The 26,512-nt window shown below is 64.3% G+C and carries 28 protein-coding genes and 1 tRNA gene; 17 read left to right on the forward strand and 12 right to left on the reverse strand.

What is annotated here, in order from left to right:
- Positions 1-14: 14 nt before the first annotated feature.
- Entirely contained in the window at positions 15-1,121 is a 1,107-nt protein-coding gene (locus tag NJG22_RS05895) for a GlxA family transcriptional regulator (protein ID WP_253093204.1), read from the reverse strand.
- 390 nt (positions 1,122-1,511) lie between these two features.
- On the reverse strand, positions 1,512-2,888 hold the full coding sequence (locus NJG22_RS05900) for an L-serine ammonia-lyase (protein WP_253093205.1): 1,377 nt from the start codon (positions 2,886-2,888) through the stop codon (positions 1,512-1,514).
- A 443-nt stretch (positions 2,889-3,331) separates the two neighbouring features.
- Between NJG22_RS05900 and NJG22_RS05905 the strand changes: the two genes are divergently transcribed.
- The 3 genes from NJG22_RS05905 to choV all read left to right on the forward strand — a co-directional run bounded on the left by NJG22_RS05905 (position 3,332) and on the right by choV (position 6,393).
- The gene (locus NJG22_RS05905; protein ID WP_217851001.1) at positions 3,332-4,279 is read left to right on the forward strand and encodes a choline ABC transporter substrate-binding protein; all 948 of its coding nucleotides are present in this window, start codon (positions 3,332-3,334) and stop codon (positions 4,277-4,279) included.
- Positions 4,280-4,369: 90 nt separating this feature from the next.
- The gene (gene choW, locus NJG22_RS05910; RefSeq protein ID WP_253093267.1) at positions 4,370-5,218 is read left to right on the forward strand and encodes a choline ABC transporter permease subunit; all 849 of its coding nucleotides are present in this window, start codon (positions 4,370-4,372) and stop codon (positions 5,216-5,218) included.
- Positions 5,215-6,393, forward strand: coding sequence for a choline ABC transporter ATP-binding protein (gene choV, locus NJG22_RS05915; protein ID WP_253093206.1), 1,179 nt, complete (start codon positions 5,215-5,217; stop codon positions 6,391-6,393). The genes choW and choV overlap by 4 nt, the downstream gene beginning before the upstream one ends.
- Positions 6,394-6,502: 109 nt before the next feature.
- On the opposite strand, the gene hisF is transcribed toward choV, so the two are convergent.
- From hisF to NJG22_RS05945, 6 genes are all read right to left on the reverse strand, one after another.
- Entirely contained in the window at positions 6,503-7,273 is a 771-nt protein-coding gene (gene hisF, locus NJG22_RS05920; RefSeq protein WP_008091498.1) for an imidazole glycerol phosphate synthase subunit HisF, read from the reverse strand.
- A 9-nt stretch (positions 7,274-7,282) separates the two neighbouring features.
- On the reverse strand, positions 7,283-8,020 hold the full coding sequence (hisA, locus tag NJG22_RS05925) for a 1-(5-phosphoribosyl)-5-[(5-phosphoribosylamino)methylideneamino]imidazole-4-carboxamide isomerase (RefSeq protein ID WP_253093207.1): 738 nt from the start codon (positions 8,018-8,020) through the stop codon (positions 7,283-7,285).
- A 27-nt stretch (positions 8,021-8,047) separates the two neighbouring features.
- On the reverse strand, positions 8,048-8,308 hold the full coding sequence (locus NJG22_RS05930; RefSeq protein ID WP_253093208.1) for a DUF2164 domain-containing protein: 261 nt from the start codon (positions 8,306-8,308) through the stop codon (positions 8,048-8,050).
- Entirely contained in the window at positions 8,309-8,947 is a 639-nt protein-coding gene (gene hisH / locus NJG22_RS05935; RefSeq protein WP_217851012.1) for an imidazole glycerol phosphate synthase subunit HisH, read from the reverse strand.
- Positions 8,948-9,541, reverse strand: a complete 594-nt coding sequence (gene hisB / locus NJG22_RS05940; RefSeq protein ID WP_084941144.1) for an imidazoleglycerol-phosphate dehydratase HisB — start codon at positions 9,539-9,541, stop codon at positions 8,948-8,950.
- Positions 9,542-9,813: 272 nt separating this feature from the next.
- On the reverse strand, positions 9,814-11,472 hold the full coding sequence (locus NJG22_RS05945) for an OFA family MFS transporter (RefSeq protein ID WP_217851014.1): 1,659 nt from the start codon (positions 11,470-11,472) through the stop codon (positions 9,814-9,816).
- Positions 11,473-11,831: 359 nt separating this feature from the next.
- On the opposite strand from NJG22_RS05945, the gene NJG22_RS05950 reads away from it, so the two are divergent.
- The 6 genes from NJG22_RS05950 to NJG22_RS05975 all read left to right on the forward strand — a co-directional run bounded on the left by NJG22_RS05950 (position 11,832) and on the right by NJG22_RS05975 (position 17,417).
- Positions 11,832-14,081, forward strand: a complete 2,250-nt coding sequence (locus NJG22_RS05950; RefSeq protein WP_253093209.1) for an AsmA family protein — start codon at positions 11,832-11,834, stop codon at positions 14,079-14,081.
- Complete coding sequence (gene mutY, locus NJG22_RS05955) at positions 14,078-15,145, forward strand: A/G-specific adenine glycosylase (RefSeq protein ID WP_253093210.1); 1,068 nt, start codon at positions 14,078-14,080, stop codon at positions 15,143-15,145. Before NJG22_RS05950 ends, mutY begins: the two co-directional genes overlap by 4 nt.
- Entirely contained in the window at positions 15,142-15,414 is a 273-nt protein-coding gene (locus tag NJG22_RS05960) for an oxidative damage protection protein (protein WP_011536185.1), read from the forward strand. Before mutY ends, NJG22_RS05960 begins: the two co-directional genes overlap by 4 nt.
- Before the next feature lie 90 nt (positions 15,415-15,504).
- Positions 15,505-15,580: transfer RNA gene (locus NJG22_RS05965), tRNA-Phe, on the forward strand.
- Between the two features lie 187 nt (positions 15,581-15,767).
- Positions 15,768-16,778, forward strand: a complete 1,011-nt coding sequence (gene ppk2 / locus NJG22_RS05970; RefSeq protein WP_253093211.1) for a polyphosphate kinase 2 — start codon at positions 15,768-15,770, stop codon at positions 16,776-16,778.
- A gap of 195 nt (positions 16,779-16,973) precedes the next feature.
- Positions 16,974-17,417, forward strand: a complete 444-nt coding sequence (locus tag NJG22_RS05975) for a hypothetical protein (protein ID WP_217851020.1) — start codon at positions 16,974-16,976, stop codon at positions 17,415-17,417.
- Positions 17,418-17,496: 79 nt separating this feature from the next.
- Here NJG22_RS05975 and gabP read toward each other — a convergent pair whose 3' ends face one another.
- Both gabP and NJG22_RS05985 read right to left on the reverse strand, forming a co-directional pair.
- Positions 17,497-18,882 carry a GABA permease gene (gene gabP / locus NJG22_RS05980; protein WP_217851022.1) on the reverse strand — a complete coding sequence of 462 codons (1,386 nt, stop codon included), beginning with the start codon at positions 18,880-18,882 and terminating at the stop codon, positions 17,497-17,499.
- Between the two features lie 25 nt (positions 18,883-18,907).
- Positions 18,908-19,288, reverse strand: a complete 381-nt coding sequence (locus NJG22_RS05985) for a hypothetical protein (protein WP_253093212.1) — start codon at positions 19,286-19,288, stop codon at positions 18,908-18,910.
- 196 nt (positions 19,289-19,484) lie between these two features.
- Here NJG22_RS05985 and NJG22_RS05990 point away from each other — a divergent pair, with 196 nt between their 5' ends.
- The 5 genes from NJG22_RS05990 (at position 19,485) to NJG22_RS06010 (ending at position 23,852) form a co-directional block, all read left to right on the forward strand.
- On the forward strand, positions 19,485-20,258 hold the full coding sequence (locus NJG22_RS05990) for an ABC transporter ATP-binding protein (RefSeq protein WP_217851027.1): 774 nt from the start codon (positions 19,485-19,487) through the stop codon (positions 20,256-20,258).
- A 13-nt stretch (positions 20,259-20,271) separates the two neighbouring features.
- Positions 20,272-21,033, forward strand: coding sequence for an ABC transporter substrate-binding protein (locus NJG22_RS05995; RefSeq protein WP_217851029.1), 762 nt, complete (start codon positions 20,272-20,274; stop codon positions 21,031-21,033).
- Positions 21,034-21,090: 57 nt separating this feature from the next.
- On the forward strand, positions 21,091-21,783 hold the full coding sequence (locus tag NJG22_RS06000) for an ABC transporter permease (RefSeq protein ID WP_134689923.1): 693 nt from the start codon (positions 21,091-21,093) through the stop codon (positions 21,781-21,783).
- Positions 21,784-22,473, forward strand: coding sequence for an ABC transporter permease (locus tag NJG22_RS06005; RefSeq protein ID WP_134689924.1), 690 nt, complete (start codon positions 21,784-21,786; stop codon positions 22,471-22,473).
- 143 nt (positions 22,474-22,616) lie between these two features.
- Positions 22,617-23,852: a methyltransferase gene (locus tag NJG22_RS06010; RefSeq protein WP_253093213.1), complete on the forward strand. Its 1,236-nt coding sequence runs from the start codon at positions 22,617-22,619 to the stop codon at positions 23,850-23,852.
- Positions 23,853-24,065: 213 nt separating this feature from the next.
- On the opposite strand, the gene mdtI is transcribed toward NJG22_RS06010, so the two are convergent.
- Positions 24,066-24,383, reverse strand: a complete 318-nt coding sequence (mdtI, locus tag NJG22_RS06015; protein WP_134689926.1) for a multidrug/spermidine efflux SMR transporter subunit MdtI — start codon at positions 24,381-24,383, stop codon at positions 24,066-24,068.
- The gene (locus NJG22_RS06020; RefSeq protein WP_253093214.1) at positions 24,377-24,736 is read right to left on the reverse strand and encodes an SMR family transporter; all 360 of its coding nucleotides are present in this window, start codon (positions 24,734-24,736) and stop codon (positions 24,377-24,379) included. Before NJG22_RS06020 ends, mdtI begins: the two co-directional genes overlap by 7 nt.
- Positions 24,737-25,259: 523 nt before the next feature.
- On the opposite strand from NJG22_RS06020, the gene NJG22_RS06025 reads away from it, so the two are divergent.
- From NJG22_RS06025 to NJG22_RS06035, 3 genes are read left to right on the forward strand one after another with little or no spacing between them, the layout of a single operon-like run.
- Complete coding sequence (locus tag NJG22_RS06025) at positions 25,260-25,838, forward strand: hypothetical protein (RefSeq protein WP_134689928.1); 579 nt, start codon at positions 25,260-25,262, stop codon at positions 25,836-25,838.
- A gap of 9 nt (positions 25,839-25,847) precedes the next feature.
- Complete coding sequence (locus NJG22_RS06030) at positions 25,848-26,054, forward strand: helix-turn-helix transcriptional regulator (RefSeq protein ID WP_023629980.1); 207 nt, start codon at positions 25,848-25,850, stop codon at positions 26,052-26,054.
- Between the two features lie 18 nt (positions 26,055-26,072).
- Positions 26,073-26,459: a hypothetical protein gene (locus NJG22_RS06035; RefSeq protein ID WP_253093215.1), complete on the forward strand. Its 387-nt coding sequence runs from the start codon at positions 26,073-26,075 to the stop codon at positions 26,457-26,459.
- Positions 26,460-26,512: the final 53 nt, after the last annotated feature.

The following is a 26,512-nucleotide window of genomic DNA, read 5'->3' on the forward strand; positions in this document are numbered from 1 at the left end:
AGGGCCAGTTTCAGCTACAGGCGCACGCTGGCAAAGGTCGACTCGTTGCGCGCCTGGCTCAGCGCCGCCATCGGCCCGCTGTGGGGCGACAGGGCCATGGCCTGGGGAATCGGCATCATCGCCACCTGCTGGGTGGTGTTCGAGCCCACCCGCTCGTCACGTGGCGGAATGCCGAAATACTCGCGGTAGCACTTGGAGAAGTGCGGCGTGGAGACGAACCCGCACACCGAGGCCACCTCGATGATCGACATCGGCGTCTGCTTGAGCAACTGCCGCGCGCGGATCAGGCGCAGTTTCAGGTAATAGCGCGATGGCGAGCAGTGCAGGTACTTCTGGAACAGGCGCTCGAGCTGGCGCCGCGATACCGACACGTACACCGCCAGTTCGTCGAGGTCGATCGGCTCTTCGAGGTTGGCCTCCATCAGCGCGACGATTTCCTGCAGCTTCGGCTGGTTGGTGCCAAGCATGTGCTTGAGCGGCACGCGCTGGTGGTCCTGCTCGTTGCGGATGCGTTCGTAGACGAACATCTCGGAGATCGCCGCCGACAGCTCGCGGCCATGATCGCGGCTGATCAGGTGCAGCATCATGTCCAGCGGCGCGGTGCCACCGGAGCTGGTGAAGCGGTTGCGGTCGAGGGTGAACAGACGGGTGCTCATGTTCACCCGCGGATAAGCCTCCTGCATCGCCGCCAGGCATTCCCAGTGCACGCTGCAATCGAAGCCATCGAGCAGGCCGGCGCAGGCCAGCGCCCAGCTGCCGGTGCACACCGCGCCCAGGCGGCGCGACTGGCGAGCCTGGGCTTGCAGCCAGGTGACATGCTCGCGGGTGACGGTGCGCTGGATGCCTACGCCGCCACAGACGATCACAGTGTCGATCGGCGGGGCGCTGTGCATGGCGGCGTCAGGGGTGATCTGCAAGCCGTCGCTGGCCCACACCTGGCCACCGTCGACGGTCAAGGTATGCCAGCGGTACAGCTCGCGGCCGGACAGCTGGTTGGCCATGCGCAGCGGCTCGACCGCCGAGGCCAGGGAAATCAGGGTGAAGTTGTCCAGCAGGAGAAAGCCGATGGACTGGGGTGCTGTGCGGTTCTGGGTTGGGTTCCCGGAGGTGTACGACGTCATCGCGATTTCTCCTCACACAATGCAGGGTGTGCTTCAGGCGAGCACGGGTTTCTTGTTAGCGCCCCCGTTCGCATGCAAGGGCTTTGTCAATCTCGACGCAAACGCCGTGCCTGAAATTGAACGGCCATCCAAAAAAACCCAAAAACGACGTCATCCTGTTGCCGCAAGAGCCTTTTTCATCGAGTCGGTGTTGCCACGCAAAACGGCGCGCCAGCGCCTTTGCGTTTTACTGCTGAGCAGTTCGGTAGCACTTGTGGGAAGGTTGCCCAGAAGCGACAGACTTGAGTGTCACCGACAACGACGCTACTGGTAACGACAGCCGACGGTCGGTCGTTGGCACCGCTGCGCCAGAATGTGGCGCAACGGTCATGGATGGGCCAGGACAGCGCATCAGCATTCGATGACGCTGACCGCCAGGCCGCCCCGGGAGGTCTCTTTGTACTTGTCGTGCATGTCGGCGCCGGTGTCGCGCATGGTGCGGATCACCTGGTCGAGGGAGATGAAGTGCTCGCCGTCGCCGCGCAAGGCCATCTGCACGGCGTTGATCGCCTTCACCGCGGCGATGGCATTGCGCTCGATGCAGGGCACCTGGACCAGCCCGCCAACCGGGTCGCAGGTGAGCCCGAGGTTGTGCTCCAGGGCGATCTCGGCGGCGTTCTCCAGTTGCGCGGGGGTGGCCCCGAGCACCTGGGCCAGGCCCGCGGCGGCCATGGCGCAGGCCGAGCCGACCTCGCCCTGGCAGCCAACCTCGGCGCCGGAGATCGACGCGTTCTTCTTGCACAGGATGCCCACCGCCGCCGCGCCCAGGAAGAAGTCCACCACGTTGGACTCGTCCACCGCATCGGAGAAGCGCATGTAGTAGTGCAGCACCGCCGGGATGATCCCCGCCGCGCCATTGGTGGGCGCGGTGACCATGCGCCCGCCGGCGGCATTCTCTTCGTTGACCGCCAGGGCGAACAGGTTGACCCACTCCATGGCGCTCATGGTCGAGCCGATCACGTTGGGCTTGCCCAGCTCCTGCAGGCTGCGGTGCAGGCGGGCGGCGCGGCGCCGCACATTGAGCCCACCGGGCAGGATGCCCTCGTGCTTGAGGCCGTTGTTCACGCATTCCTGCATGGCCTGCCAGAGCTTGAGCAGGCCGGCGCGGATCTCGTCTTCGCTGCGCCAGACCTTCTCATTGGCCAGCATCAATTGCGACACGCTCAGGTCGTTTTGCCGGCACAGGCGCAGCAGTTCGGCGGCGCTGTTGAAATCATAGGGCAGCACGGTCTGGTCGGCATCCAGCACGCCGCTGGCGGCCTGCGCGGCATCGACCACGAAACCGCCGCCCACCGAGTAGTAAGTGTCGCGGTGCAGCTCGCCGCCCTGGCCTTGGGCAATCAGGGTCATGGCATTGGGGTGATACGGCAGGTTCTCGTCCAGCAGCAGCATGTCGCGGGCCCAGACAAACTCGATGGGCAGGCGGTTGTCGAGCTTGAGCACGTTGGTTTCGCGCAGGTCGGCGATACGTGGGGTGATCTGGCTGGGGTCGATGGCGTCCGGCCATTCGCCCATCAGGCCCATGATCGTGGCGCTGTCGGTGCCGTGGCCGACGCCGGTGGCCGACAGCGAGCCATACAGGCGCACTTCGATGCGCCGCACCTGCTCCAGCTCGCCGCGTTGGCGCAGCCCCTGGACGAACAGCGCGCCGGCGCGCATGGGGCCGACGGTGTGCGAGCTGGAAGGCCCGACACCGATCTTGAACAGGTCGAACACGCTGATGGCCATTGTCGGATCACCTCTTGCTGGGCTTGTCTGGACCGCCATACGACACCTTGCGCAACTGCTAGGCTGAATCGTCGAGCCGCCTTGGAATGCTCGCATCATCGGGCTTTTGCCCAGCCCCTCGCCGTCTGCAACCGACGTACTTTTGTCCACCAGCGCCGCTGCTGATCCGCTGCTGCGCGCGCCGTTTTCCAATGGCCGGATGCCGCAAAAACCCGGGGGTGGCGGTGGAAAAACCCAGTTGCGACATCGTCCGTACTGGATGCGACCCGTCCTGTACTGGATACGACGCCACCAGTAGGCGATTGCCCGACGCTGGAGGATTATCGAAAGCGACTCGTATTGCACGGCCTCGCATCCTGCCCTCTGCAGGCCTGGCCGATCGGCGCCCCAGAACGCACCGACGGCCCCCGCGAACCCGAAGATAAAATCACAGGAGTCCACCTATGAAAGCTTCACCCTCGCTGTTGCTGGCCGCGTTGCTGTCCACCCCACTGCTGGCCCAGGCCGCAGAACCGGAGCAGTGCCAGACGGTGCGCTTCTCCGACGTCGGCTGGACCGACATCACCGTCACCACGGCCATGACCAGCGTCGTGCTCGAGGCCCTGGGCTACAAGACCCACACCAACATGATCTCGGTGCCGGTGACCTACAAGTCGCTGGCGGGCGGCAAGGACCTCGACGTGTTCCTCGGCAACTGGATGCCGACCATGGAGAACGACATCAAGCAGTACCGCGACGCCGGTACCGTCGAGACCGTGCGCGCCAACCTGGAAAACGCCAAGTACACCCTGGCGGTGCCCCAGGCGCTCTACGACCAGGGCCTCAAGGACTTTGCCGACATCGTCAAGTTCAAGGACAAGCTCGGCGGCAAGATCTACGGCATCGAGCCGGGCAACGACGGCAACCGCACCATCCAGAGCATGATCGACAAGGACGCCTTCGGCCTGAAGAGCGCCGGCTTCAAGCTGGTGCAGTCCAGCGAGGCGGGCATGCTGTCGCAGGTCGACCGGGCGCAGAAGCGTGGCGAGGCGGTGGTGTTCCTGGGCTGGGAACCGCACCCGATGAACAAGCGCTTCAAGATGCAGTACCTGTCCGGCGGCGATGACTTCTTCGGCCCCGAGTTCGGCAAGGCGACCGTGCTGACCAACACCCGCAAGGGCTACGTGCAGGAGTGCAGCAACGTTGGCCAGTTGCTGAAGAACCTGTCGTTCACCCTCGACATGGAAAGCACGCTGATGGGCAATGTCCTGGACGACAAGATCAAAGCCGACGCGGCCGCCAAGGCGTGGCTGAAGAACAACCCGCAAGTGCTCGACACCTGGCTGGCCGGGGTGACGACCGTGGATGGCAAACCGGGGCTGGAGGCGGTCAAGGCCAAGCTTTCGCAATAACAACGAAATTCGCAGTAGCAACAAGCACTACCGCGGGGCGGGACCGTACCGCCCCGAACTGATTTCAATCTTTGCAGGTGGAAGCTCGCTATCATGCTTATCGATCAAAAAATACCCCTGGGGCAGTACATCGCCTCGTTCGTCGAATGGTTGACCCAGAACGGCGCCAGCTATTTCGACGCCATCGCCCAAGGCCTGGAATTCATGATCCATGGCGTCACCAGTGCCCTGACCTGGTTCAACCCGTTCGTGCTCGTCGCCCTGTTCGCCGCCCTGGCCCACCTGATCCAGCGCAAGTGGGCGCTCACCCTGTTCGTCGCCCTGTCGTTCCTGCTGATCCTCAACCTGGGCTACTGGCAGGAAACCATGGAAACCCTGGCGCAGGTGACCTTCGCCACGGTGGTATGCGTGGTCATCGGCGTGCCGCTGGGCATCGCCGCCGCGCACAAGCCGATGTTCTATACCGCCATGCGCCCGGTGCTGGACCTGATGCAGACCGTGCCCACCTTCGTCTACCTGATCCCCACCCTGACCCTGTTCGGCCTGGGCGTGGTACCGGGGCTGATCTCAACCGTGGTGTTCGCCATCGCCGCGCCCATCCGCCTCACCTACCTGGGTATCTGCGACGTGCCTCAGGAACTGCTGGACGCCGGCAAGGCCTTTGGCTGCTCGCGCCGCCAGTTGCTGACCCGCATCGAACTGCCCCACGCCATGCCGAGCATCGCCGCCGGGGTCACCCAGTGCATCATGCTGTCGCTGTCGATGGTGGTGATCGCCGCCCTGGTTGGCGCCGACGGCCTCGGCAAGCCGGTGGTCAACGCGCTGAACACCGCGGATATCTCCCTGGGCTTCGAAGCGGGCCTGGCCATCGTGCTGCTGGCGATCATGCTCGACCGTATCTGCAAGCAACCGGAGCTGCCGGTAAGGGGTGAGGCATGAGCATCATTCGTTTCGAAGACGTCGACGTCATTTTCTCCAGCAAGCCGCGCGAAGCGCTGGCGCTGCTCGACCAGGGCAGGACTCGCGAAGAGATCCTCAAGCAGACCGGCCTGGTGGTCGGCGTCGAGAAGGCCAACCTGGATATCAAGAAAGGCGAGATCTGCGTGCTGATGGGCCTGTCCGGCTCGGGCAAGTCGAGCCTGCTGCGCTGCATCAACGGCCTCAACACCGTGAGCCGCGGCAAGCTGTTCGTCGAGCATGAAGGCAAGCACATCGACATCGCCCACTGCACCCCGGCGGAGCTGAAGATGATGCGCACCCAGCGCATCGCCATGGTGTTCCAGAAGTTCGCCCTGATGCCCTGGCTGACGGTGCGCGAGAACATCAGCTTCGGCCTGGAAATGCAGGGCCGCCCGGAAAAGGAACGGCGCAAGCTGGTCGACGAGAAGCTCGAACTGGTGGGCCTGACCCAGTGGCGCAATAAAAAGCCGGATGAGCTGTCCGGCGGCATGCAGCAGCGTGTTGGCCTGGCCCGGGCACTGGCGATGGATGCCGACATCCTGTTGATGGACGAGCCGTTCTCGGCCCTCGACCCGCTGATTCGCCAGGGCCTGCAAGATGAGCTGCTTGGCCTGCAGGCCAAGCTCAGCAAGACCATCGTGTTCGTCAGCCATGACCTGGACGAAGCCCTCAAGCTGGGCAGCCGCATCGCCATCATGAAAGACGGGCGGATCATCCAGTACAGCAAGCCGGAAGAGATCGTGCTCAACCCGGCCGACGAGTACGTGCGCACCTTCGTCGCCCATACCAACCCGCTCAACGTGCTGTGTGGGCGCAGCCTGATGCGCAGCCTGGACAACTGCAAGCGGGTCAACGGCTCGGTGTGCATCGACCCGGGCATCGATTCCTGGCTGGACTTGGGCGAAGGCGGTTCGATCAAGCGCGCGCGTCAGGGCCAGAACGGCCTGGACCTGCAAAACTGGGCACCGGGGCAGGATGTGGAATTGCTCGATCGGCGGCCAACCCTGGTCAACGCCAATATCGGCATGCGCGAAGCGCTGCAGATTCGTTATCACACGGGCAACAAGCTGGTGCTGCAGGATAACGACAAGGTGGTGGGGATTCTTGGGGATACCGAGCTGTATCACGCGTTGCTTGGCAAGAACCACGGCTGATGCCTCTGGGGCCGCTTCGCGACACAAGGCCGCTCCTACAGGGGAACGCGTATTCCTGTAGGAGCGGCCTTGTGTCGCGATAGGAGGGCGAAGCCCTCCCGGCGATCTGTCAGCGCACGACGATCCCGCGCGAAGCCATGTAGGCCTTGGCCTCAGGCACCGTGTACTCGCCAAAGTGGAAGATACTGGCCGCCAGCACCGCGCTGGCATGCCCTTCCAGGATGCCATCGGCCAGGTGCTGCAGGTTACCCACGCCACCCGAGGCGATCACCGGGATCCCCAGCGCATCGCTGATGGCCCGGGTCACCCCCAGGTCGAAGCCATTCTTCATGCCGTCCTGGTCCATGCTGGTCAGCAGGATCTCACCGGCACCCAGGCCTTCCATTTTCTTCGCCCATTCGACGGCATCCAGCCCGGTCGGCTTGCGCCCACCGTGGGTGAAGATCTCCCAGCGCGGCGTTTCGCCGGGGCCGGACACCTTCTTGGCATCGATGGCCACCACGATGCACTGCGAACCGAAACGGTCCGCTGCCTCGCCGACGAACTCCGGGTTGAACACCGCGGCGGTGTTGATCGACACCTTGTCGGCACCGGCGTTGAGCAGGTTGCGGATGTCCTGCACGGTGCGCACGCCACCGCCCACGGTCAGCGGGATGAACACCTGGCTGGCCATGCGCTCGACGGTATGCAGGGTGGTGTCGCGGCCATCGACGCTGGCGGTGATGTCGAGGAAGGTGATCTCGTCGGCACCTTGCTCGTTATAACGCCGGGCGATTTCCACCGGGTCGCCGGCATCGCGGATATTCTCGAACTTGACGCCCTTGACCACCCGGCCGTTGTCCACGTCCAGGCAAGGGATGATGCGCTTGGCCAGTGCCATGGTCGCTCCTCAGCCTTGGTAGTTGTCGCAGAAGGCCTGGGCCTCGGCGACGTCGAGGGTGCCTTCGTAGATGGCACGGCCGGTGATGGCGCCGATGATGCCCGGGGCCTTGGCGTCCAGCAGGGCCTTGATGTCACCCAGGTTGTGGATGCCGCCCGAGGCGATCACCGGGATGCGCGTGGCTTCGGCCAGGGCTTTGGTGAAGGGCACGTTGCAGCCTTGCATCATGCCGTCCTTGGCGATGTCGGTGTAGACGATCGACGACACGCCATCAGCCTCGAAACGCTTGGCCAGGTCGATGACCTGCACCGAGCTGACTTCGGCCCAGCCGTCGGTGGCGACGAAGCCGTCCTTGGCGTCCAGGCCGACGATGATCTTGCCTGGGAAGGCCTTGCACGCCTCGGCGACGAACGCTGGCTGCTTGACCGCCTTGGTGCCGATGATCACGTGGCTGACGCCGGCCTTGACGTAGTGCTCGATGGTTTCCAGCGAGCGGATGCCGCCGCCGATCTGGATCGGCAGGTTCGGGTAGCGCCTGGCGATGGCGGTGACCACCTCGCCGTTGACCGGCTGGCCTTCGAAGGCGCCGTTGAGGTCGACCAGGTGCAGGCGGCGGCAGCCACCCTCGACCCATTTGGCGGCCATGCTCACCGGGTCGTCGGAAAATACGGTGGAGTCTTCCATGCGGCCTTGGCGCAGACGTACGCAGGCACCGTCCTTGAGATCGATAGCGGGGATAATCAGCATGTGAGGAACCTGTCTAATCGTTGGAATTCAGGGCTTCTCGAGCGCCCACAGGTCGCTTTCGATGCTCTCGAACCGCTCCTTGAGGTGCAGCTGAACATCGCTAATCGCCCTGTTGTAGTAGTGAGGTGCAATCTCTTTGCTGAACAGCTCGAGGACCTCGGCCACCTCGAACGACCCCAGTTGCAGCTCGAAGCGCTCTTCGAGGAAGCGCTTGAGGGTGTCGAGCGCCTCGCGCTCCTGCTCGGGGGCCAGGGTGATGCCGGCGGCCTTGTTCCGCGATCTGCTCATTTACCAGCGCCCGTCCCAGGCCACGAAGTTCTGCAGCAGCTGCAGGCCATGGGTGTGGCTCTTCTCTGGGTGGAACTGCACGGCGAAGCGCGAGCCCTCGGCCAGCGCGGCGGCGAAATCGACGCCATAGTGGCCGCGACCGACCACCTGGCTCGGCTTGCCGGCATTGATGTAGTAGCTGTGCACGAAGTAGAAACGCGCGCGATCCGGAATGTCGTGCCACAGCGGGTGGTCGTTGGTCTGGCTGACTTCGTTCCAACCCATGTGCGGCACTTTCAGGTGCTCGCCGTCTTCCTTCAGGCTTTTGCCGAAGAAGCGCACCTGGCCGGGGAACAGGCCGATGCAGTCGACGCCGTCGTTTTCCTCGCTGTGCTCGAGCAGCGCCTGCATGCCCACGCAGATACCCAGGAACGGACGGTCCTGGCTGACTTCGCGGACCAGGCTGTCGAAGCCCAGGCGGCGGATCTCGGCCATGCAGTCGCGAATCGCGCCAACGCCGGGGAACACCACGCGGTCGGCCTCGCGAATCACCGCGGCGTCACTGGTCACCAGCACCTTGCCGGCGCCCACGTGCTCCAGGGCCTTGGCCACCGAGTGCAAATTGCCCATGCCATAGTCGATTACGGCTACCGTCTGCATTTACAGGCATCCCTTGGTGGAAGGCATCTGCCCGGCCATGCGCTCGTCGAGGGTGATGGCCATGCGCAGGGCACGGCCGAACGCCTTGAACACGGTCTCGATCTGGTGGTGGGTGTTGTGGCCACGCAGGTTGTCGATGTGCAGGGTCACCAGGGCGTGGTTGACGAAGCCCTGGAAGAACTCCTGGAACAGGTCGACATCGAAGCCGCCCACGGTGGCGCGGGTGTAGGGCACGTGCATCTGCAAGCCCGGGCGGCCGGAGAAGTCGATGACCACCCGCGACAGCGCTTCGTCCAGCGGCACGTAGGCGTGGCCGTAGCGGAAGATGCCTTTCTTGTCGCCGATGGCCTGGGCGAATGCCATGCCCAGGGTGATGCCGACGTCCTCGACGGTATGGTGATCGTCGATATGCAGGTCGCCCTTGCACTCGATGTCCAGATCGATCAGCCCATGTCGGGCGATCTGGTCCAGCATGTGTTCAAGGAAAGGCACGCCGATTTCGAATCGGGCCTTGCCGCTGCCATCGAGGTTGATCGAGCACTTGACCTGGGTTTCCAGGGTATTGCGCTCGACGGAAGCCTTACGTTCGACCATCACCAGCTCCGCTAAATCATTGGGCGAAAAGGGCTCCATTATAGGCCCAGAACGCGCCGGCTTGAAACGCGGATGACATATGGCAGGGCTAGTGATTACAGGGGTGGGACAGGCCTACAGGTCTATACAACTGCGCCTTGGGGCTGCTGCGCAGCCCATCGCGACGCAAGGCCGCTCCTACAGAAACCTCGTAACCCCTGAAGGTACGTAATGCCTGTGGGAGCGGCCTTGCGTCGCGAAAGGGGCGCAAAGCGCCCCCAGGGCCAGCTAACTCACTGGAACAGCACCGCCGTTTTCTGCAAGGTCACCCACACCCCCCAGGCCAGCGGAATCACCACCACCGCCCAGGCCAGCAGCACCAGCGGCAGGCTGCCCGGCGCCGCGTGCCATTCCAGCGCGCGCGCCGAATCGACGCCCTTGTCGTGGCTCAGCGCACGCTCGGCGGCAAGCTCGGCGTCGGTCATGAAGTACTTGTCCGCCACCGGCCGCACCAGCAGGTTGCAGACAAAGCCCAGCACCAGCAGGCCGGCGAGGATGTACAAGGTCATGTCATAGGCTGCGGCCCGCTCCACCCCCGCGGCCAGCTGCGCCTCGCGCAGGTAGGTGATCAGCACCGGGCCGAGCACGCCGGCGGCGGCCCAGGCCGTCAGCAGGCGGCCATGGATCGCGCCGACCATCTGCGTGCCGAACAGGTCCGCCAGGTAGGCCGGCACCGTCGAGAAGCCGCCGCCGTACATCGACAGGATGATGCAGAACGCCGCGACGAACAGCGCCACGTTGCCCAGGTGCCCCAGGTTCGGAATCAGGCCGTAGAGCCCCACGCCCAGGGCGAAGAACACGAAGTAGGTGTTCTTGCGGCCGATGTAGTCCGAGCACGACGCCCAGAAGAAGCGCCCGCCGATGTTGAACAGGCTGAGCAGGCCGGTGAAGCCGGCGGCGATGGCGGCGATCTGCGCCAGTTGCGCGGCGTTCAGCTCGCCGAAGGTCAACCCGTTGCCCAGCAGCTTGCCGGCGAACACTTCCTGCAACAGCGGCGAGGCCATGCCGAGGATGCCGATGCCGGCCGAGACGTTCAGGCACAGCACCAGCCATACCAGGGCGAACTGCGGGGTCTTCCAGGCCACGCTGACGTGCACGTGACGGTCGGTGACCATGGCGTTGGCCTTCTTCGCCGGCGGCGTCCAGCCTTCAGGCTTCCAGCCGGTCGGCGGCACGCGGTAGGCCAGGGCGCCGGCGGTCATGAACACGAAGTAGATCGCGGCCATGGCGACGAAGCTCTGCCATACCCCCACCTCGGTGCTGCTGCCAAAGTGGCCCATGAGCGCGGTGGCCAACGGAGCGCCCACCATGGCACCGCCACCAAAGCCCATGATCGCCATGCCAGTGGCCATGCCGCGCTTGTCCGGGAACCACTTGATCAAGGTCGATACCGGCGAGATGTAGCCCAGGCCCAGGCCGATCCCCCCGATCACCCCCGAGCCCAGCCACATCAGCCACAGCTGATGGGTCTTCACGCCGATCGCCGAGATCAGCAGGCCACCGCACCAGCACAGCGCCGAGACCAGCCCGGCCTTGCGCGGGCCGGCGTGCTCCAGCCAGCCACCGAGCACCGCGGCCGAGCAGCCGAGGAACACGAAGAACAGGGTGTAGATCCAGCTGAGCATGGAGATCGGCCAGTCGCATTCGGCGCTGAACAGGCGGGCGACGAAGCCCATGTCGGCGGCGCAGGCCACTGGTGCGCTGACGCCCAGGGCCTGGGACAACGGCAGCCAGAACACCGAGAAGCCATAGGCCATGCCGATGCACAGGTGGATGGCCAGGGCTGCCGGCGGCACCAGCCAGCGGTTGAAGCCCGGACGGGCGATGATGCGCTCCTTCGACAGGAAGCCCGGGGCGCTGGCCACCGCTCCTGCCGTGATACTGCTGTTCATGGATTGTTCCTTTTGTAGGTGGGCTGTGCGCGTGGACGGCTCTGTCATTGGCTGCACGCAAGGCAGCCCGGCCGTTTGCGGCATCGCCCGCGACAATGGGTCGCGGGGTTCCACGGGCGGGCGCAAGATTACCAGCAGCCGGTGACATGAAAGCAATCTGATATCGTGTTTTTTTCGACAACTGAAACGGTATTGCCACCGGGTTCGCCGGCAAGCCGGCGCCTACGGGCTTCGGCAGGAGCCGGCTTGCCGGCGAACCGGTCCACCCACGCACGGTCGAAACGTCGAATGCGCAGAGCCAGGCGCCACGGCGCTATACTCGCCGCTGAATTTCACTTTCGGACTACAAGGACTCGCCCATGAAAGCGTTCGGCAAAATCCTGGGGCTGGGGCTTCTCGGGTTGTTGCTGATCATCGTGGCGCTGGGCTTCGCCCTGAGCCACCTCTTCGATCCCAACGACTACAAAGACGAAATCCGCCAGTTGGCCCGTGACAAGGCCCACGTCGAGCTGACCCTCAACGGCGACATCGGCTGGAGCCTGTTCCCCTGGCTGGGCCTGGAGCTGCACGAGGCGAGCATCGCCACGTTGAACAACCCCAAGGTGCCATTCGCCGACCTGCAGATGCTCGGCCTTTCCGTGCGCGTGCTGCCCCTGCTGCGCCGCGAAGTGCAGATGAGCGACGTGCGCGTCGAGGGCCTGAACCTGACCCTCACCCGCGACGCCAACGGCCATGGCAACTGGGAGGACATCGGCAAGCCGCTGCCCGACCCGGCCGTGGCCAGCGCGCCAGCCGCCACGCCAGGTGAAGCGCCAGCCAGCGCAGCGGCCAAGCCTGCTGCCAGCGAGCGCGCGGTCAAGCTCGACATCGACAGCCTGACCGTGAACAACGCCCGGGTGCAGTACACCGACGAGAAGGCCGGCCAGAGCTACAGCGCCGAAAGCATCCAGCTGAGCACCGGGCCGGTGCACGAAGGCGCCAACATCCCGCTCAAGGCCAGCGCCTTCCTCAGCGCCAGCCAGCCGAACCTCAAGGCACGCACCGAGCTGACCGGCGAGCTGCGCTTCGATCGCAAGCTCAAGCGCTACAACCTCGAGGACATGCGCCTGTCCGGCGAGACTTCGGGCGAGCCGCTGGCCGGCAAGACCATGACCTTTGCGGCGCAAGGCCAGGTGCTGGTCGACCTGGCCGCCAACGTCGCCTCGTGGAGCGGCCTGAAGGTCTCGGCCAACCAGCTGCGCGCCCTTGGCGAGCTGAACCTGCGCGACCTGGACAAGGCGCCGCAGGTCAGCGGTGGCCTGTCCATCGCCCAGTTCGACCTGCGCACCTTCCTCGATGGCATCGGCCACCCGCTGCCGGCCACCGCCGACCCTGCCGCGTTCAAGAAGCTTGAGCTGGTCACCCGCCTGGAAGGCACGCCGAACAGCCTGGCCCTGGAAGACCTGGCGGTGAAACTGGACGACAGCACCTTCAGCGGCCGCGTGGCCGTGGAAGACTTCGCCAAGCAGGCCCTGCGCCTGCGCCTGAAGGGCGATACCTTCGACGCCGACCGCTACCTGCCGGCCAAGAGCGAACAGGCCAAGGGCGCCAGCGCCGCGCGCCAGGCCGAGGTCAAGCAACAGGAGGCCACGGCGGTGGCCGGCGCCGGCTCCACGCCGCTGCCCAACGCCCCGACCCAGATTGCCTGGAGCACCGACAAGCTGCTGCCAGTCGACCGCCTGCGCGTCCTCGACCTGCAAGCCGAGCTGTCGTTCGGCGCCCTTACCCTGGACAAGCTGCCGATCAGCGATGCCCAGCTCAGCGCCAGCGGCCAGGGCGGCCTGCTGACCCTGCAGACCCTGCGCGGCGGCCTGTACAACGGCACCTTCGAGGCCAAGGGCAACGTCGATGTGCGCCCGGCCGTGCCGCAGATCGGCATCAACACCAAGATCAACCGCGTGCCGGTGGAGCATTTCATCAAGCGCGAAGGCCCGGACCAGGCCCCGCCGGTCAAGGGCCTGCTGACCTTGAACAGCGACCTCACCGCCACCGGCAACAGCCAGAAGGCCCTGGTCGACACCCTCAACGGCAACGCCAGCTTCACCATCAACGATGGCGTGCTGGTCAACGCCAACCTGGAGCAGCAACTGTGCCAGGCCATCGCCACCCTCAACCGCAAGCAACTGAGCGGTGAGCCGCGCGGCAAGGACACGCCGTTCCAGGAACTGCGCGGCAGCCTGGTGATCCGCAACGGCGTGGCCAGCAACCCGGACCTCAAGGCGCGCATCCCAGGCCTGACCGTCAACGGCCACGGCGACCTCGACCTGCGCGTGCTGGGCATGGACTACAACGTCGGCGTGGTCGTCGAAGGCGACCAGCGCGCCATGCCCGACCCGGCCTGCCAGGTCAACGAACGCTATGTCGGCGTCGAAGTGCCGCTGCGCTGCCGCGGCCCGCTGGAGCTCGGTGCCAAGGCCTGCCGCCTGGACCAGGACGGCCTGGGCAAGGTGGCCGCCAAGCTGGCTGGCAACCGCCTGAAAGACAAGCTCGACCAGAAGCTTGAAGAAAAACTCGGCGACAAGGTCAGCCCGGAACTCAAGGACGCGCTCAAGGGGCTGTTCAAACGATGAGCCCACAGCAGTTCTCCAGCGCCGTGCTGGACTGGTACGACCAGCACGGCCGGCATGACCTGCCCTGGCAACAGGGCATCACCCCGTATCGGGTGTGGGTCTCCGAAATCATGCTGCAGCAGACGCAAGTCAGCACCGTGCTCAACTACTTCGACCGCTTCATGCAGGCCCTGCCCACCGTGCAGGCACTGGCCGAGGCGCCCGAGGACGAGGTGCTGCACCTGTGGACGGGCCTGGGCTACTACACCCGCGCGCGCAACCTGCAGAAGGCCGCGAAGATCGTCGTCGAGCAGCATGGCGGCGAGTTCCCGCGCAGCGTCGAGCAGCTCACCGAGCTGCCCGGCATCGGCCGCTCCACCGCCGGGGCCATCGCCAGCATCAGCATGGGCATTCGCGCGCCGATCCTCGACGGCAACGTCAAGCGCGTGCTGGCCCGTTTCACCGCCCAGGCCGGCTACCCCGGTGAGCCGAAGGTGGCCAACCAGTTGTGGGCAACCGCCGAGCGCTTCACGCCGATGACCCGGGTCAACCACTTCACCCAGGCAATGATGGACATGGGCGCCACGCTGTGCACCCGCAGCAAGCCCAGTTGCCTGATCTGCCCGTTGCAGCGCGGCTGCGAAGCCCACCTGCACGGCGAGGAAACCCGCTACCCCGAGCCCAAGCCGCGCAAGGCCCTGCCCCAGCGCAAGGCCCTGATGCCGCTGCTGAGCAACCACGAAGGCGCGATCCTGCTCTACCGCCGGCCCTCCACCGGCCTGTGGGGCGGGCTGTGGAGCCTGCCGGAGCTGGATAACCTGGAACAGCTCGACGACCTCGCCTACCAGCACGGCCTGCGCCTGGCCGGCCGCCAGCCACTCGAGGGCCTGACCCACACCTTCAGCCATTTCCAGCTGGCCATCGAGCCGTGGCTGGTGCGTGTCGAGCCCGTCGGCACGCACGTGGCCGAGCCCGACTGGCTCTGGTATAACCTCGCCACCCCGCCGCGCCTGGGCCTCGCCGCCCCGGTCAAGAAGCTGCTGCAACGCGCGGCCGACGAACTGATTGCAGGAGAGAAGCCATGACCCGCACCGTGAAGTGCCGCAAGTACAACGAAGAACTCCCAGGCCTGGACCGCCCACCCTACCCAGGCGCCAAGGGCCAGGACATCTTCGAGCACATCTCGCAGAAGGCCTGGAAGGAGTGGCAGGACCACCAGACCATGCTGATCAACGAGAAGCGCCTGAACATGATGAATGCCGAGGACCGCAAGTTCATCCAGGCCGAGATGGACAAGTTCTTCGCCGGCGAGGACTACGCCCAGGCCGAAGGCTACGTTCCGCCTTCGAATTGAGGCCGAAAGCCGTAAGCGACGGAATTAATTTAAATTTTTTCGAAAAAGTCGTTGACGACCCGTTCGGAAATCTATTTAATGCACCTCGTCGCCCAGATAGCTCAGTCGGTAGAGCAGAGGATTGAAAATCCTCGTGTCGGCGGTTCGACTCCGTCTCTGGGCACCACCTTCAGCTTCTGGTGGTTGCAAAGTTACCCGAAGCGACACAAGAAACCCGCCTAGTGCGGGTTTTTTGTTGCCTGCGATTTCTTGTCTCACGTTCCTTCACGCCCGGTTGATCGACATCAAAAAGCCACCCGCCCTGTGCTCCTAGGATGACAGGTGGACATTCGAACGACCCCGCAAGGACCTCCATGAGCGAAGAATCCGCCACCCTCCTCCTGCCCTCGCCTGTCGAGACCGGCAACGCCCCCAAGCCTGCGCCGCGAACCCGCCGCCCGCGCCAGCGCAAACCTGCTAGCAGCGCCGCCGCGCCAGAGACCATCACCCAGGTCAGCCAGCAGCCCGCCGCCCTGGAAGTGGCCAACGCGCGCAAGGGCAGCAGCGAGGACAGCACCTCGGCGCGCCTGCCGGCCAGCTACCCGTACCGCACGCGCATGCGCCGCCAGGACTACGAGAAGGCCAAGCACGAGCTGCAGATCGAGCTGCTCAAGGTGCAGAACTGGGTGAAGGAGACCGGCCAGCGCATCGTGGTGCTGTTCGAGGGCCGCGATGCCGCGGGCAAGGGCGGCACCATCAAGCGCTTCATGGAACACCTGAACCCGCGCGGCGCGCGGATCGTCGCGCTGGAGAAACCTTCCGAGCAGGAAAAGGGCCAGTGGTACTTCCAGCGCTACATCCAGCACCTGCCCACCGCCGGTGAAATGGTGTTCTTCGACCGCTCCTGGTACAACCGCGCCGGGGTCGAGAAGGTGATGGACTTCTGCTCGCCGCTGCAATACCTGGAGTTCATGCGCCAGGCGCCGGACCTCGAGCGCATGCTGTGCAACAGCGGCATCCTGCTGTTCAAGTTCTGGTTCTCGGTGAACCGCGAGGAGCAGCTGCGCCGCTTCATCTCGCGGCGCGACGACCCGCTCAAGCACTGGAAGCTCTCGCCCATCGACATCAAGTCGCTGGACAAGTGGGAGGACTACACCGCCGCCAAGGAAGCCATGTTCTTCCACACCGACACCGCCGATGCGCCGTGGACGGTGATCAAGTCGGACGACAAGAAGCGCGCGCGGATCAACTGCATCCGTTACTTCCTGCATTCGCTGGACTATCCGGGCAAGGACCACAGCGTGGCGCATGCGCCGGATGCGTTGCTGGTTGGCCGGGCCTCGCGGGGGTTCGAGGAGGATGAGCCGGCGGTGCTGGTCAGTTAAGCCCCTGGGGCTGCTGCGCAGCCCTTTCGCGACACAAGGCCGCTCCTACAGAGGTTACGCGATCGCCTGTAGGAGCGGCCTTGTGTCGCGAAATGGGCGCAAGGCGCCCCCGGCGATCTCGAATACCCCCTTGGGTTTCCCGGGCAACTACGCTTCAATACGCGCCTTTACCGCCACCCCAAGGACCTGCCGCCCATGGCCACCAACAGCAAACAACAGAAACGCGCCAAGCGCGCCGCCACCAAGGCCAAGCAGAACCGCATGGTGCGCAGCGGCCAGGCGGTCAAGAGCAGCGCCGGTGACAGCGCCAGCGTCGAGCAGGTGTTCAACAAGGCCATGGAGTCGGGCAGCTACAACAGCCTGTTCGACAAGATGAAGGAGGCCCAGGAAAATGGCCTGGTGCCGATGATTTCGGTGTTCCTGGTCGACCCGCTGCTGGCCTTGGTGCTCAAGGGTCACAAGGAAGAACACGCCACCGACTACATCGTCATGGTGTTCACCGCCTACCGCAAATGGCTCGACGGTACCGACGAGGACGCGACCATGGCCTGGCTGGAGAGCGACGAGTTCCAGGACGCCTACGTTACCGCCTCGGAAGTCGTGGCCAAGCAGCAGCAACAGCAGAAGCAGTTCGGCTGACCTTCCGGGCCCTGTTCGCCCAGGCAAACAAAAAGGCCGCGCCCCTCACAGGGCGCGGCCTTTTCATTCAACCAGCAGTTCAGCTATCCAGCGCCACTCGCGCGGCAACGCCACGCTTGCGATGCACCAGCAGGCCGGCAGCGACCACGCCGATGCTGAGAATGGCCGTGGCGATGATCTCGGCACGGTGATCCTCACGCAGGGCCATCACCACCAGCACGGCGACGATGAAGGCGATGGTCGCCCAGGTCAGGCCTGGGAACATCCACATCTTGAACGAGATCTTCTCGCCCTTGGCTTCACGCTGGGCGCGCATGCGCAGTTGCGACACGGCGATCACCAGGTACACCAGCAGGGCAATGGCGCCAGAGCTGGCCAGCAGGAACTCGAACACCTCGGCCGGGGCCAGGAAGTTGGCGAACACGCACAGGAAGGCCGCGGCGGTGGACAACAACACCGCCCAGTGCGGGGTGCCCGCCTTGGTGGTGCGCTGGGCAATGGCCGGGGCGTCGCCACGCTTGCTCAGGGAGAACAGCATGCGCGAGGAAGTGTACAGCGCCGAGTTCAGGCAGCTGGTCACGGCGATCAGCACGACGATGTCGACGATCAGCTTGGCATTCGGCACGCCGATCAGGCTGAGCACAGTCTGGTAGGAGCCTTTTTCCGCCAGGGTCGGGTCGTTCCACGGCACCATGGCCACCACCAGGAAGATCGACACCAGGTAGAACAGGCAGATACGCCAGATCACCGAGTTGGTGGCACGGCTGATCTGCTTGCCCGGGTCCTTCGATTCGGCGGCGGCGATGGTGACGATCTCGGTGCCCATGAACGAGAACATGGTGGTCAGCATGGCGGCCAGCACGGCGCCCAAACCGTTGGGCATGAAGCCCTGGGTGTCGAACAGGTGGCTGATGCCGCTGACCTGGCTGCTCGGCACCATGCCGAACATGGCCGCGCAACCGACGACGATGAAGCCGATGATCGCCAGCACCTTGAGCAGGGCGAACCAGAACTCGAACTCACCGTAGTTCTTCACGCTGAACAGATTGGTGATGGTCAGCGCCAAGGTAATGACCAGGGAGAAGGCCCACAGGTCCACCGACGGGAACCAGGCATGCAGAATGGCCGCGGCGGCGTTGGCTTCGAGCGGGATCACCAGGACCCAGAACCACCAGTACAGCCAGCCGATGGTGAAACCGGCCCAGCGCCCGATGGCGCGGTCGGCGTAGGTGGAGAACGAGCCGGTGTCCGGCGAGGCGACGGCCATTTCACCGAGCATGCGCATGACCAGCACCACCAGGGTACCGGCGGCGGCGTAGGCCAGCAGCACGGCAGGGCCGGCGGCAGCGATGGCGTGGCCGGAGCCGACGAACAGACCGGCACCGATCACACCGGCAATGGACAGCATGGTCACATGCCGTTGCTTGAGCCCCTGAGCGAGGTCATTGGAATTGTTACCGCTCATAAAACTACCTTTGTAAGGAGGTGGACTACACGAATGACTGCCAGCACGCCCGGGGTGAGAATGGCAGCGCTGCATTCAGGGTTTTGAGACGGCAATAACCGGGCCAGGCGACAATCGCTTTCGTCTGAAATGCTTCAGCGGCCAATAACGGCGCGGCTTGCAGGGCATAGTGCCAAGGCCTGGCCGAAAGGCCATCAAAACAGCGTGCCAAGTGCAGATTACTGAAATACTCACTTACAAACGCACCAAAGGTGCTCCCCGGTAACACCTTTGCCCAAACGGTGAGCAGAAAAAGAGCAACCCAACGGCGCAACCCCGCCCAAGGATAACGGGCAAAGCAGTACCACCCGGCCAAAAACGGCTTCCCAGAGCGGGCCAAAACTGGCACCATCGCGCCTTTTTTCATCAAGGCTCCGGTGCTGGGCAAACGCCCCTGCGGACATCCTGGCGACAGTCCACTGCAGCGATGCGACAAACTGTCCCACCAGCGACCAGAGCCCCTCGCGACCCCGTTGGCCGTCGTTGCGCCGCTATGCTAGCTTGGCGCTCGCCAGGAAGGCCGCCAACAGCTGGGAACGCACCCGTATACATGAGGACCGCACATGGCCCAGGCCACGCCCGCGCTGGAAATCCGCAACCTGCACAAACGCTATGGCGAGCAGGAAATTCTCAAGGGCATTTCGCTGACCGCGCGCGACGGTGACGTGATTTCCATCCTGGGGTCGTCCGGCTCCGGCAAGTCCACCCTGCTGCGCTGCATCAACCTGCTGGAGAACCCGCACCAGGGCGAGATCCTCGTCGCCGGCGAGGCGCTCAAGCTCAAGGCGCAGAAAAACGGCGACCTGATCGCCGCCGACAACCGCCAGATCAACCGCCTGCGCAGCGAGATCGGCTTCGTCTTCCAGAACTTCAACCTGTGGCCGCACATGTCGATCCTCGACAACATCATCGAGGCGCCACGCCGCGTGCTCGGCCAGAGCAAGGCCGAGGCCATCGAGCAGGCCGAGGCCCTGCTGAACAAGGTCGGCATCTTCGACAAGCGCCACAGCTACCCCGCCCAGCTTTCCGGTGGCCAGCAACAGCGCGCCGCCATCGCCCGTACCCTGGCCATGAAGCCCAAGGTCATCCTGTTCGACGAGCCGACCTCGGCGCTCGATCCGGAAATGGTCCAGGAAGTGCTTAACGTCATCCGCGCACTGGCCGAAGAAGGCCGTACCATGCTGCTGGTGACGCACGAGATGAACTTTGCCCGCCAGGTGTCCAGCGAAGTGGTCTTCCTGCACCAGGGCCTGGTCGAAGAGCAGGGATCGCCGCAACAGGTCTTCGAAAACCCGACCTCGGCGCGTTGCAAGCAATTCATGTCCAGCCACCGCTAACGGAGCAACACGAATGCAGACCTACAAGAAATTCCTCCTGGCCGCTGCCGCCACCCTGGTGTTCTCGGCCAATGCCATGGCAGCCGAAAAGCTGAAAATGGGCATCGAGGCGGCTTACCCGCCGTTCAACAACAAAGATGCCAGCGGCCAGGTGGTCGGCTTCGACAAGGACATCGGCGACGCCCTGTGCGCCAAGATGAAGGTCGAATGCGAAGTGGCCGTCTCCGACTGGGACGGCATCATCCCGGCACTGAACGCCAAGAAGTCCGATTTCATCATTTCCTCGCTGTCGATCACCGACGAGCGCAAGCAGGCCGTTGACTTCACCGACCCCTACTACTCGAACAAGCAGCAGTTCATCGCGCCGAAAAACGTCGACTTCAAGACCGACCGCGCCTCGCTCAAGGGCAAGACCATCGGCACCCAGCGCGCCACCCAGGCCGCGACCTGGCTGGACGACAACGGCGGCATGGACGGCGAGTTCAAGGTCAACCTGTATGACGGCCAGGAAAATGCCTACCTCGACCTCACCTCCGGCCGCGTCGATGCCATCCTCGCCGACAAGTACGCCAACTACGACTGGCTGAAATCCGAAGCCGGCAAGAACTACGAGTTCAAAGGCGAGCCGGTGAACGAGAGCGACAAGGTCGGCATCGCGGTACGCAAGGGCGACAACGAGCTGCGCAACAAGCTCAATGCTGCGCTGAAGGAAATCGTCGCTGACGGTACCTACAAGAAGATCAACGACAAGTATTTCCCGTTCAGCATCTATTGATTCGCCCCGACAGGCATCGCCGCCCTGGCGATGCCTGTCCCTTGAACAAACTTACCCATGAATATCGACCTGCACGGATTCGGCCCGGCCATGATGGCCGGCACCCTGATGACCGTAAAACTGGCGCTCTGCGCCTTGCTGCTGGGGCTGGTCCTGGGCCTGCTCGGCGCCCTGGCCAAGACCTCGTCGGTCAAGCCGCTGCAATGGCTTGGCGGCTTCTATTCCACGCTGGTGCGCGGCGTACCTGAACTGCTCTGGGTGCTGCTCATCTATTTCGGCACCGTCGGGCTGATGAACAGCCTGGGCGAAGCCCTGAACATGCCAGGCCTGGAGCTCAGCGCCTTCGCCGCCGGCGTGATCGCCCTGGGCCTGTGCTTCGGCGCCTACGCCACGGAAGTGTTCCGTGGCGCGATCCTGGCCATCCCCAAGGGCCACCGCGAAGCGGGGCTGGCCCTGGGCCTGTCCAAGGGCCGCATCCTGTCGCGGATCATCCTGCCGCAGATGTGGCGCGTGGCCCTGCCGGGCCTGGGCAACCTGTTCATGATCCTGATGAAGGACACCGCCCTGGTGTCGGTGATCGGCCTGGAAGAAATCATGCGCCACGCGCAGATCGGCGTGACCGTGACCAAGGAACCGTTCACCTTCTACGCCGTGGCCGCCTGTATCTACCTGGGCCTGACGGTGATTGCCATGACCGGCATGCATTTCCTGGAAAAGCGCGCCGCTCGCGGCTTCGTGAGGGCTGAGTAAATGAACTGGGAAGTCATCATCAAGTGGCTGCCACGCCTGGCCCAGGGCGCGACCCTGACCCTGGAACTGGTGGCCATCGCCGTCATCGCCGGGCTGATCCTGGCCATCCCGCTGGGCATCGCCCGCTCCTCGCGGCACTGGTACGTGCGCGCCCTGCCCTACGGCTATATCTTCTTCTTCCGCGGCACGCCGCTGCTGGTGCAGCTGTTTTTGGTGTACTACGGCCTGGCACAGTTCGACCTGGTCCGCGACAGCTCGCTGTGGCCGTACCTGCGCGACCCGTTCTGGTGCACGGTGCTGACCATGACCCTGCACACCGCCGCCTACATCGCCGAGATCCTGCGTGGCGCGCTGCAGGCGATCCCCAAGGGTGAGATCGAGGCGGCCCGGGCACTGGGCATGTCGCGCGCCAAGACGCTGTTCTACATCATGCTGCCGCGCGCCGCGCGCATCGGCCTGCCGGCCTACAGCAACGAAGTGATCCTGATGCTCAAGGCCAGCGCCCTGGCCAGTACCGTGACGCTGCTGGAGCTGACCGGCATGGCGCGGACCATCATCGCGCGGACCTACCTGCCGGTGGAGATCTTCTTCGCCGCGGGCGTGTTCTACCTGGTGATCTCGTTTGGCCTGGTCCAGGGCTTCAAGCTGCTGGAGCGCTGGTTGCGCGTGGATGCCTGCCAGGGGCGATAAGTAAGACAGTGAACCCGGGGCCGCTGCGCGCCCCATCGCGACACAAGGCCGCTCCTGCAGGCAGAACGCAATGCCCTGTAGGAGCGGCCTTGTGTCGCGATGGAGCGCGCAGCGCTCCCTCTCGATAGCGCCGCGGTGCTCCCATGCAAACCACCCCCCATCTCCAAGGCCAGCAGCTCATCGAGCGCTTCCAAGCCCTCGACCACTTCCTGACCCAGCACCAACACCTGTGGCGCCCGCGCCCCTTCACCCAGCCACGCCTGGACTGGGAAGCCCAGCACCCCGAGCTCGCCACCTGGCTACGCCAGCGTACCCTGGAGCAGGCCGAAGCCGCCCAGCAACACCTTGAGCAACTGCCGGCCCCGGCCCCCTTTCCGCATCTGGCCGCCCAGGCCTTGCAGTTGTCCAGCGTCGGCGAACTGCCCGACGCCGGCCTGCACCCGGCCGGCCACCGCCTGGACGTCAACGTCCCTGGCCGCAAGTGGCAACAGATCGAAGCCTTCACCCGGCGCCTAGCCTTCAGCCAGCCGAGCAGCCACTGGCTCGACTGGTGCTCGGGCAAAGGCCACCTGGGCCGCCGCCTGCTGCAACCCGGCCAGCAACTGACCTGCCTGGAGTACGACGGCAAACTGGTCGCCGCCGGCCAGGCCCTGAGCGACCACCACCACCTGCCCGCCCGCCATCTGCGCCAGGACGTGCTGGCAGCCGACAGCGCGCAGCACCTGGATCACGACAAGAGCGCGGTGGCCCTGCATGCCTGCGGCGACTTGCATGTACGCCTGCTGCAACTGGCCAGCCAGCAAGGCTGCCGGCAAGTGGCGATCGCCCCGTGCTGCTACAACCGCATCCAGGGCAGCAGCTACCAGGCGCTGTCCACCGCCGCCCGGCAATCGTCGCTGCACTTGTCGCAAGCCGACCTGGGGCTACCGTTGACCGAAGCGGTCACCTCCAGCGCCCGGGTGCGCCGCCAGCGCGATGCCTCCATGGCCCGTCGCCTGGGCTTCGACCTGTTGCAACGCGAGCAGCGCGGGGTGGACGACTACCTGTCGACCCCCTCCCTGGCCATCAGCTGGCTGGAAAAACCCTTCGCCCAGTACTGCCGTGACCTGGCAGGCCTGCGCCAGGTGGCCATCAGCGGCGAACCCGACTGGACGGCCCTGGAAGCCGCCGGCTGGCAGCGCCTGACCGCCGTGCGCAACCTGGAGCTGGTGCGCAACCTGTTCCGCCGCCCGCTGGAAATGTGGCTGGTGCTGGACCGTGCCCTGTATCTCCAGGAGCAAGGCTACGCAGTGCGCCTCGGGACCTTCTGCGACTACCCGCTGACCCCGCGCAACCTGCTGCTGCTGGGCGAGCGCGACGGATCGCCGCAGAACCCGTGAAAACCTGTGGATAAGTCTGTGAACAAGCTTGTGATGAAAATCGCGCCATCTTGGATCCAAGGGCTATTTGCGCCGCTTTGCTTATTCCGATGGAATCGCGAAAACCAGTAAAAACAGGCCTTTGCGCAAAGACCGGTGGTTACACCGGTCGGCATGCCTTTCGCGCAACGGGCAAATGCCTCTTGTGCATAAGCCTTTGCGCGAGGGCTGTTTTCACGCCAGTTTCAGCAGGCTCATGCCCACCAGCAACAGCACCAGGCCAAGCCAGCCACGCCCGGCCAGACGCTGGCCAAACAGGGCCCAACCCATGGCCACGGTGGCGAGGATGCCGAAGCCACCCCAGATGGCATAGGCCAGCGACAGCTCGATGTCCTGCACGGCCTGGGCCAGGGCGGTAAAGGCCGCCAGCACGGCGATGATCGAGGCCACGCCCAGCCCTTTGCGGCGAAAACCGTCGGAATACTTGAGCAGCAGGTTGGCCAGCACTTCCAGCACGATGGCCAGGGCCAGCCAGGCGAATGGCATCAGCATGGCAGCGCCTCCCCTTCAGCCACGGTCGGCTTGCTGCGGGTACCGGCTTTTACCAACAGGATGCCGGCGATCATCACCGCCAGCCCCAGGGCCTTGGCCCAGCCCAGGCTCTCGCCCAGCCACAGCACGCTGACCAGGGTGATCAGGACGATACCGATACCCTCCCACAACGCGTAGGCCACACCCACCGGCACACGTTTGACCGCCAGGGCGAGGAAGAAATACGACAGACAGATCATGCCGTACATGACGACATAACCCATCATGGGGAAATGCGTGGCGGCGAATTTCATCGACGCCGTGCCGATCACCTCGGCGGTGATGGCGACGCTCAGATAGATCCAGGAACGCATGGTGCCCTCCCATGGGCGACAGCGACCGGGCGCACAGGCACCGGCAGAAAGAAATGTTTACGGCTGCAGAGGGAGGGTGGCGCTAGAGGTCGCCGGTCCAGTGACGTTCACGGGAAACCAGGCGGGAGGAAGAGAGGAGCTTGAAAGCTTTACTGTTCAACATAATGAACACAAGATTAGCTCAGGCGATCGATTAAGTCAAAACGATAGCTAGAGACTAATAATTTCTCGCGCGTACATTGCGTCTTTCAGAGCATCTCCCTTAAAGCTTGCTGAAAGCTTCGTAAATTATATTCCCCGCCCGTTTTTGTCGGCAGCCAGCGCTTGCGCAGCCGCAGGTGGCGCCAACCTGGGCCAGGCCCGCGCCCACGCTCGCGCGACACCCTCATGCCCTAGGCGTCCAGCGCCACGGCCCGGGCCTGCGACAAAGCGTCGCCATTGTCACAGATCAAGAATTAATTATTGTTTTACGATAATTTATCAAGAATAATCCGCCCCGTTCATCACTGTACGGAGGCACCCCATGAACAGTAGATCCGTGGCCTATGCGCGTTCGCGCCTACGGGCCATCGGCGTATTCGCCGCTTATATGGCCTGGACCACCGCCGCCCTCGAACTGCTCGCCACACCACTGCTGTGCATTTTCGACTACCCCGACATGCAGGCGGCCTATCTGCAAATCCACGGCGAGCACATGCCCTTGCTGCTGGAGCCCGGCTATCAGGCATCGACCCTGGCGATCAGCCTGGTGCTGGCAGTCGAGATGATCCCCACATTCATCTCGGTCACCGCCCTGGGCTTGACCGGCCTGTTCTTCCACCGTCTCTCCCGTGGCCAGACCTGGACCTCGGCCAACATCAAGATGCTGTGGTGGGTCGGCCTGCTGTGCATTGGCACACCGTTGCTGTGGCCGGTGACCTACACCCTGCAAGGCCTGGCACTGGCCATCGACCTGCCGGCCGGCGAGAGAAGCTTCAACGTCTCGATCGGTGTATCATCGCAGGCTGTCTACGAGATCATGAAAGGCATCCTGCTGTGTGCCTTCTCGCTGCTCATGCGTGACGCCAAGACCATCAGCGATGAACACAACTGTTATGTCTAACCGCCTCCTATGCCGATAATCATCCGCCTCGACGTCGTCATGGCCCGGAACAAGATGCGTTCCAAGGACCTGGCGGAAATCATCGGCATCACGGAAGCAAACCTGTCGCTGCTGAAGAACGGCAAGATCAAGGGTTTCAAGATCGAAACCCTGGAGAAGCTGTGTCGCGCCCTGAACTGCCAGCCTGGCGATCTGCTGGAGTTCAGCGACGAATGATCAAGGACTGCAACACCCATGGCACTTTTCCACAATGGCCTGGCCGCCCTCGTGCTGGCCTGCCTGGCCTTGGCCCTTACCGGCTGCGGCCCGAGCTACACCTATAGATACTCGCCACCGCCCAGCGCGCATGGCATGAACTGCATCAACAGCTGCTCGATGGAGCGCAACCACTGCAAGCAGATGGCCCGCTTGCAGGAAAACAGCGAACGCGCGCTGTACCAGGCCGAGATGCGCACCTACGAGTACTGCCAGAAAGGCAAGAGCAAAAAAGAAGCGCGTCACAGTTGCCACTACCCGAGCTACCCGTTCAACACGGGCAGCAGCTACAGTTGCGGGTCTGATTATGACTCTTGCTACATGGCCTGCGGCGGCACCATCCAGCGCATTTTGATCAAAGACTGAACCCGGAACGGACTCGAACATCGTGAAACACGTGAAATCCCTCGCCCTGCTGA

This window comes from Pseudomonas sp. VA159-2, from assembly GCF_024126635.1.
Lineage (GTDB): Bacteria > Pseudomonadota > Gammaproteobacteria > Pseudomonadales > Pseudomonadaceae > Aquipseudomonas > Aquipseudomonas muyukensis.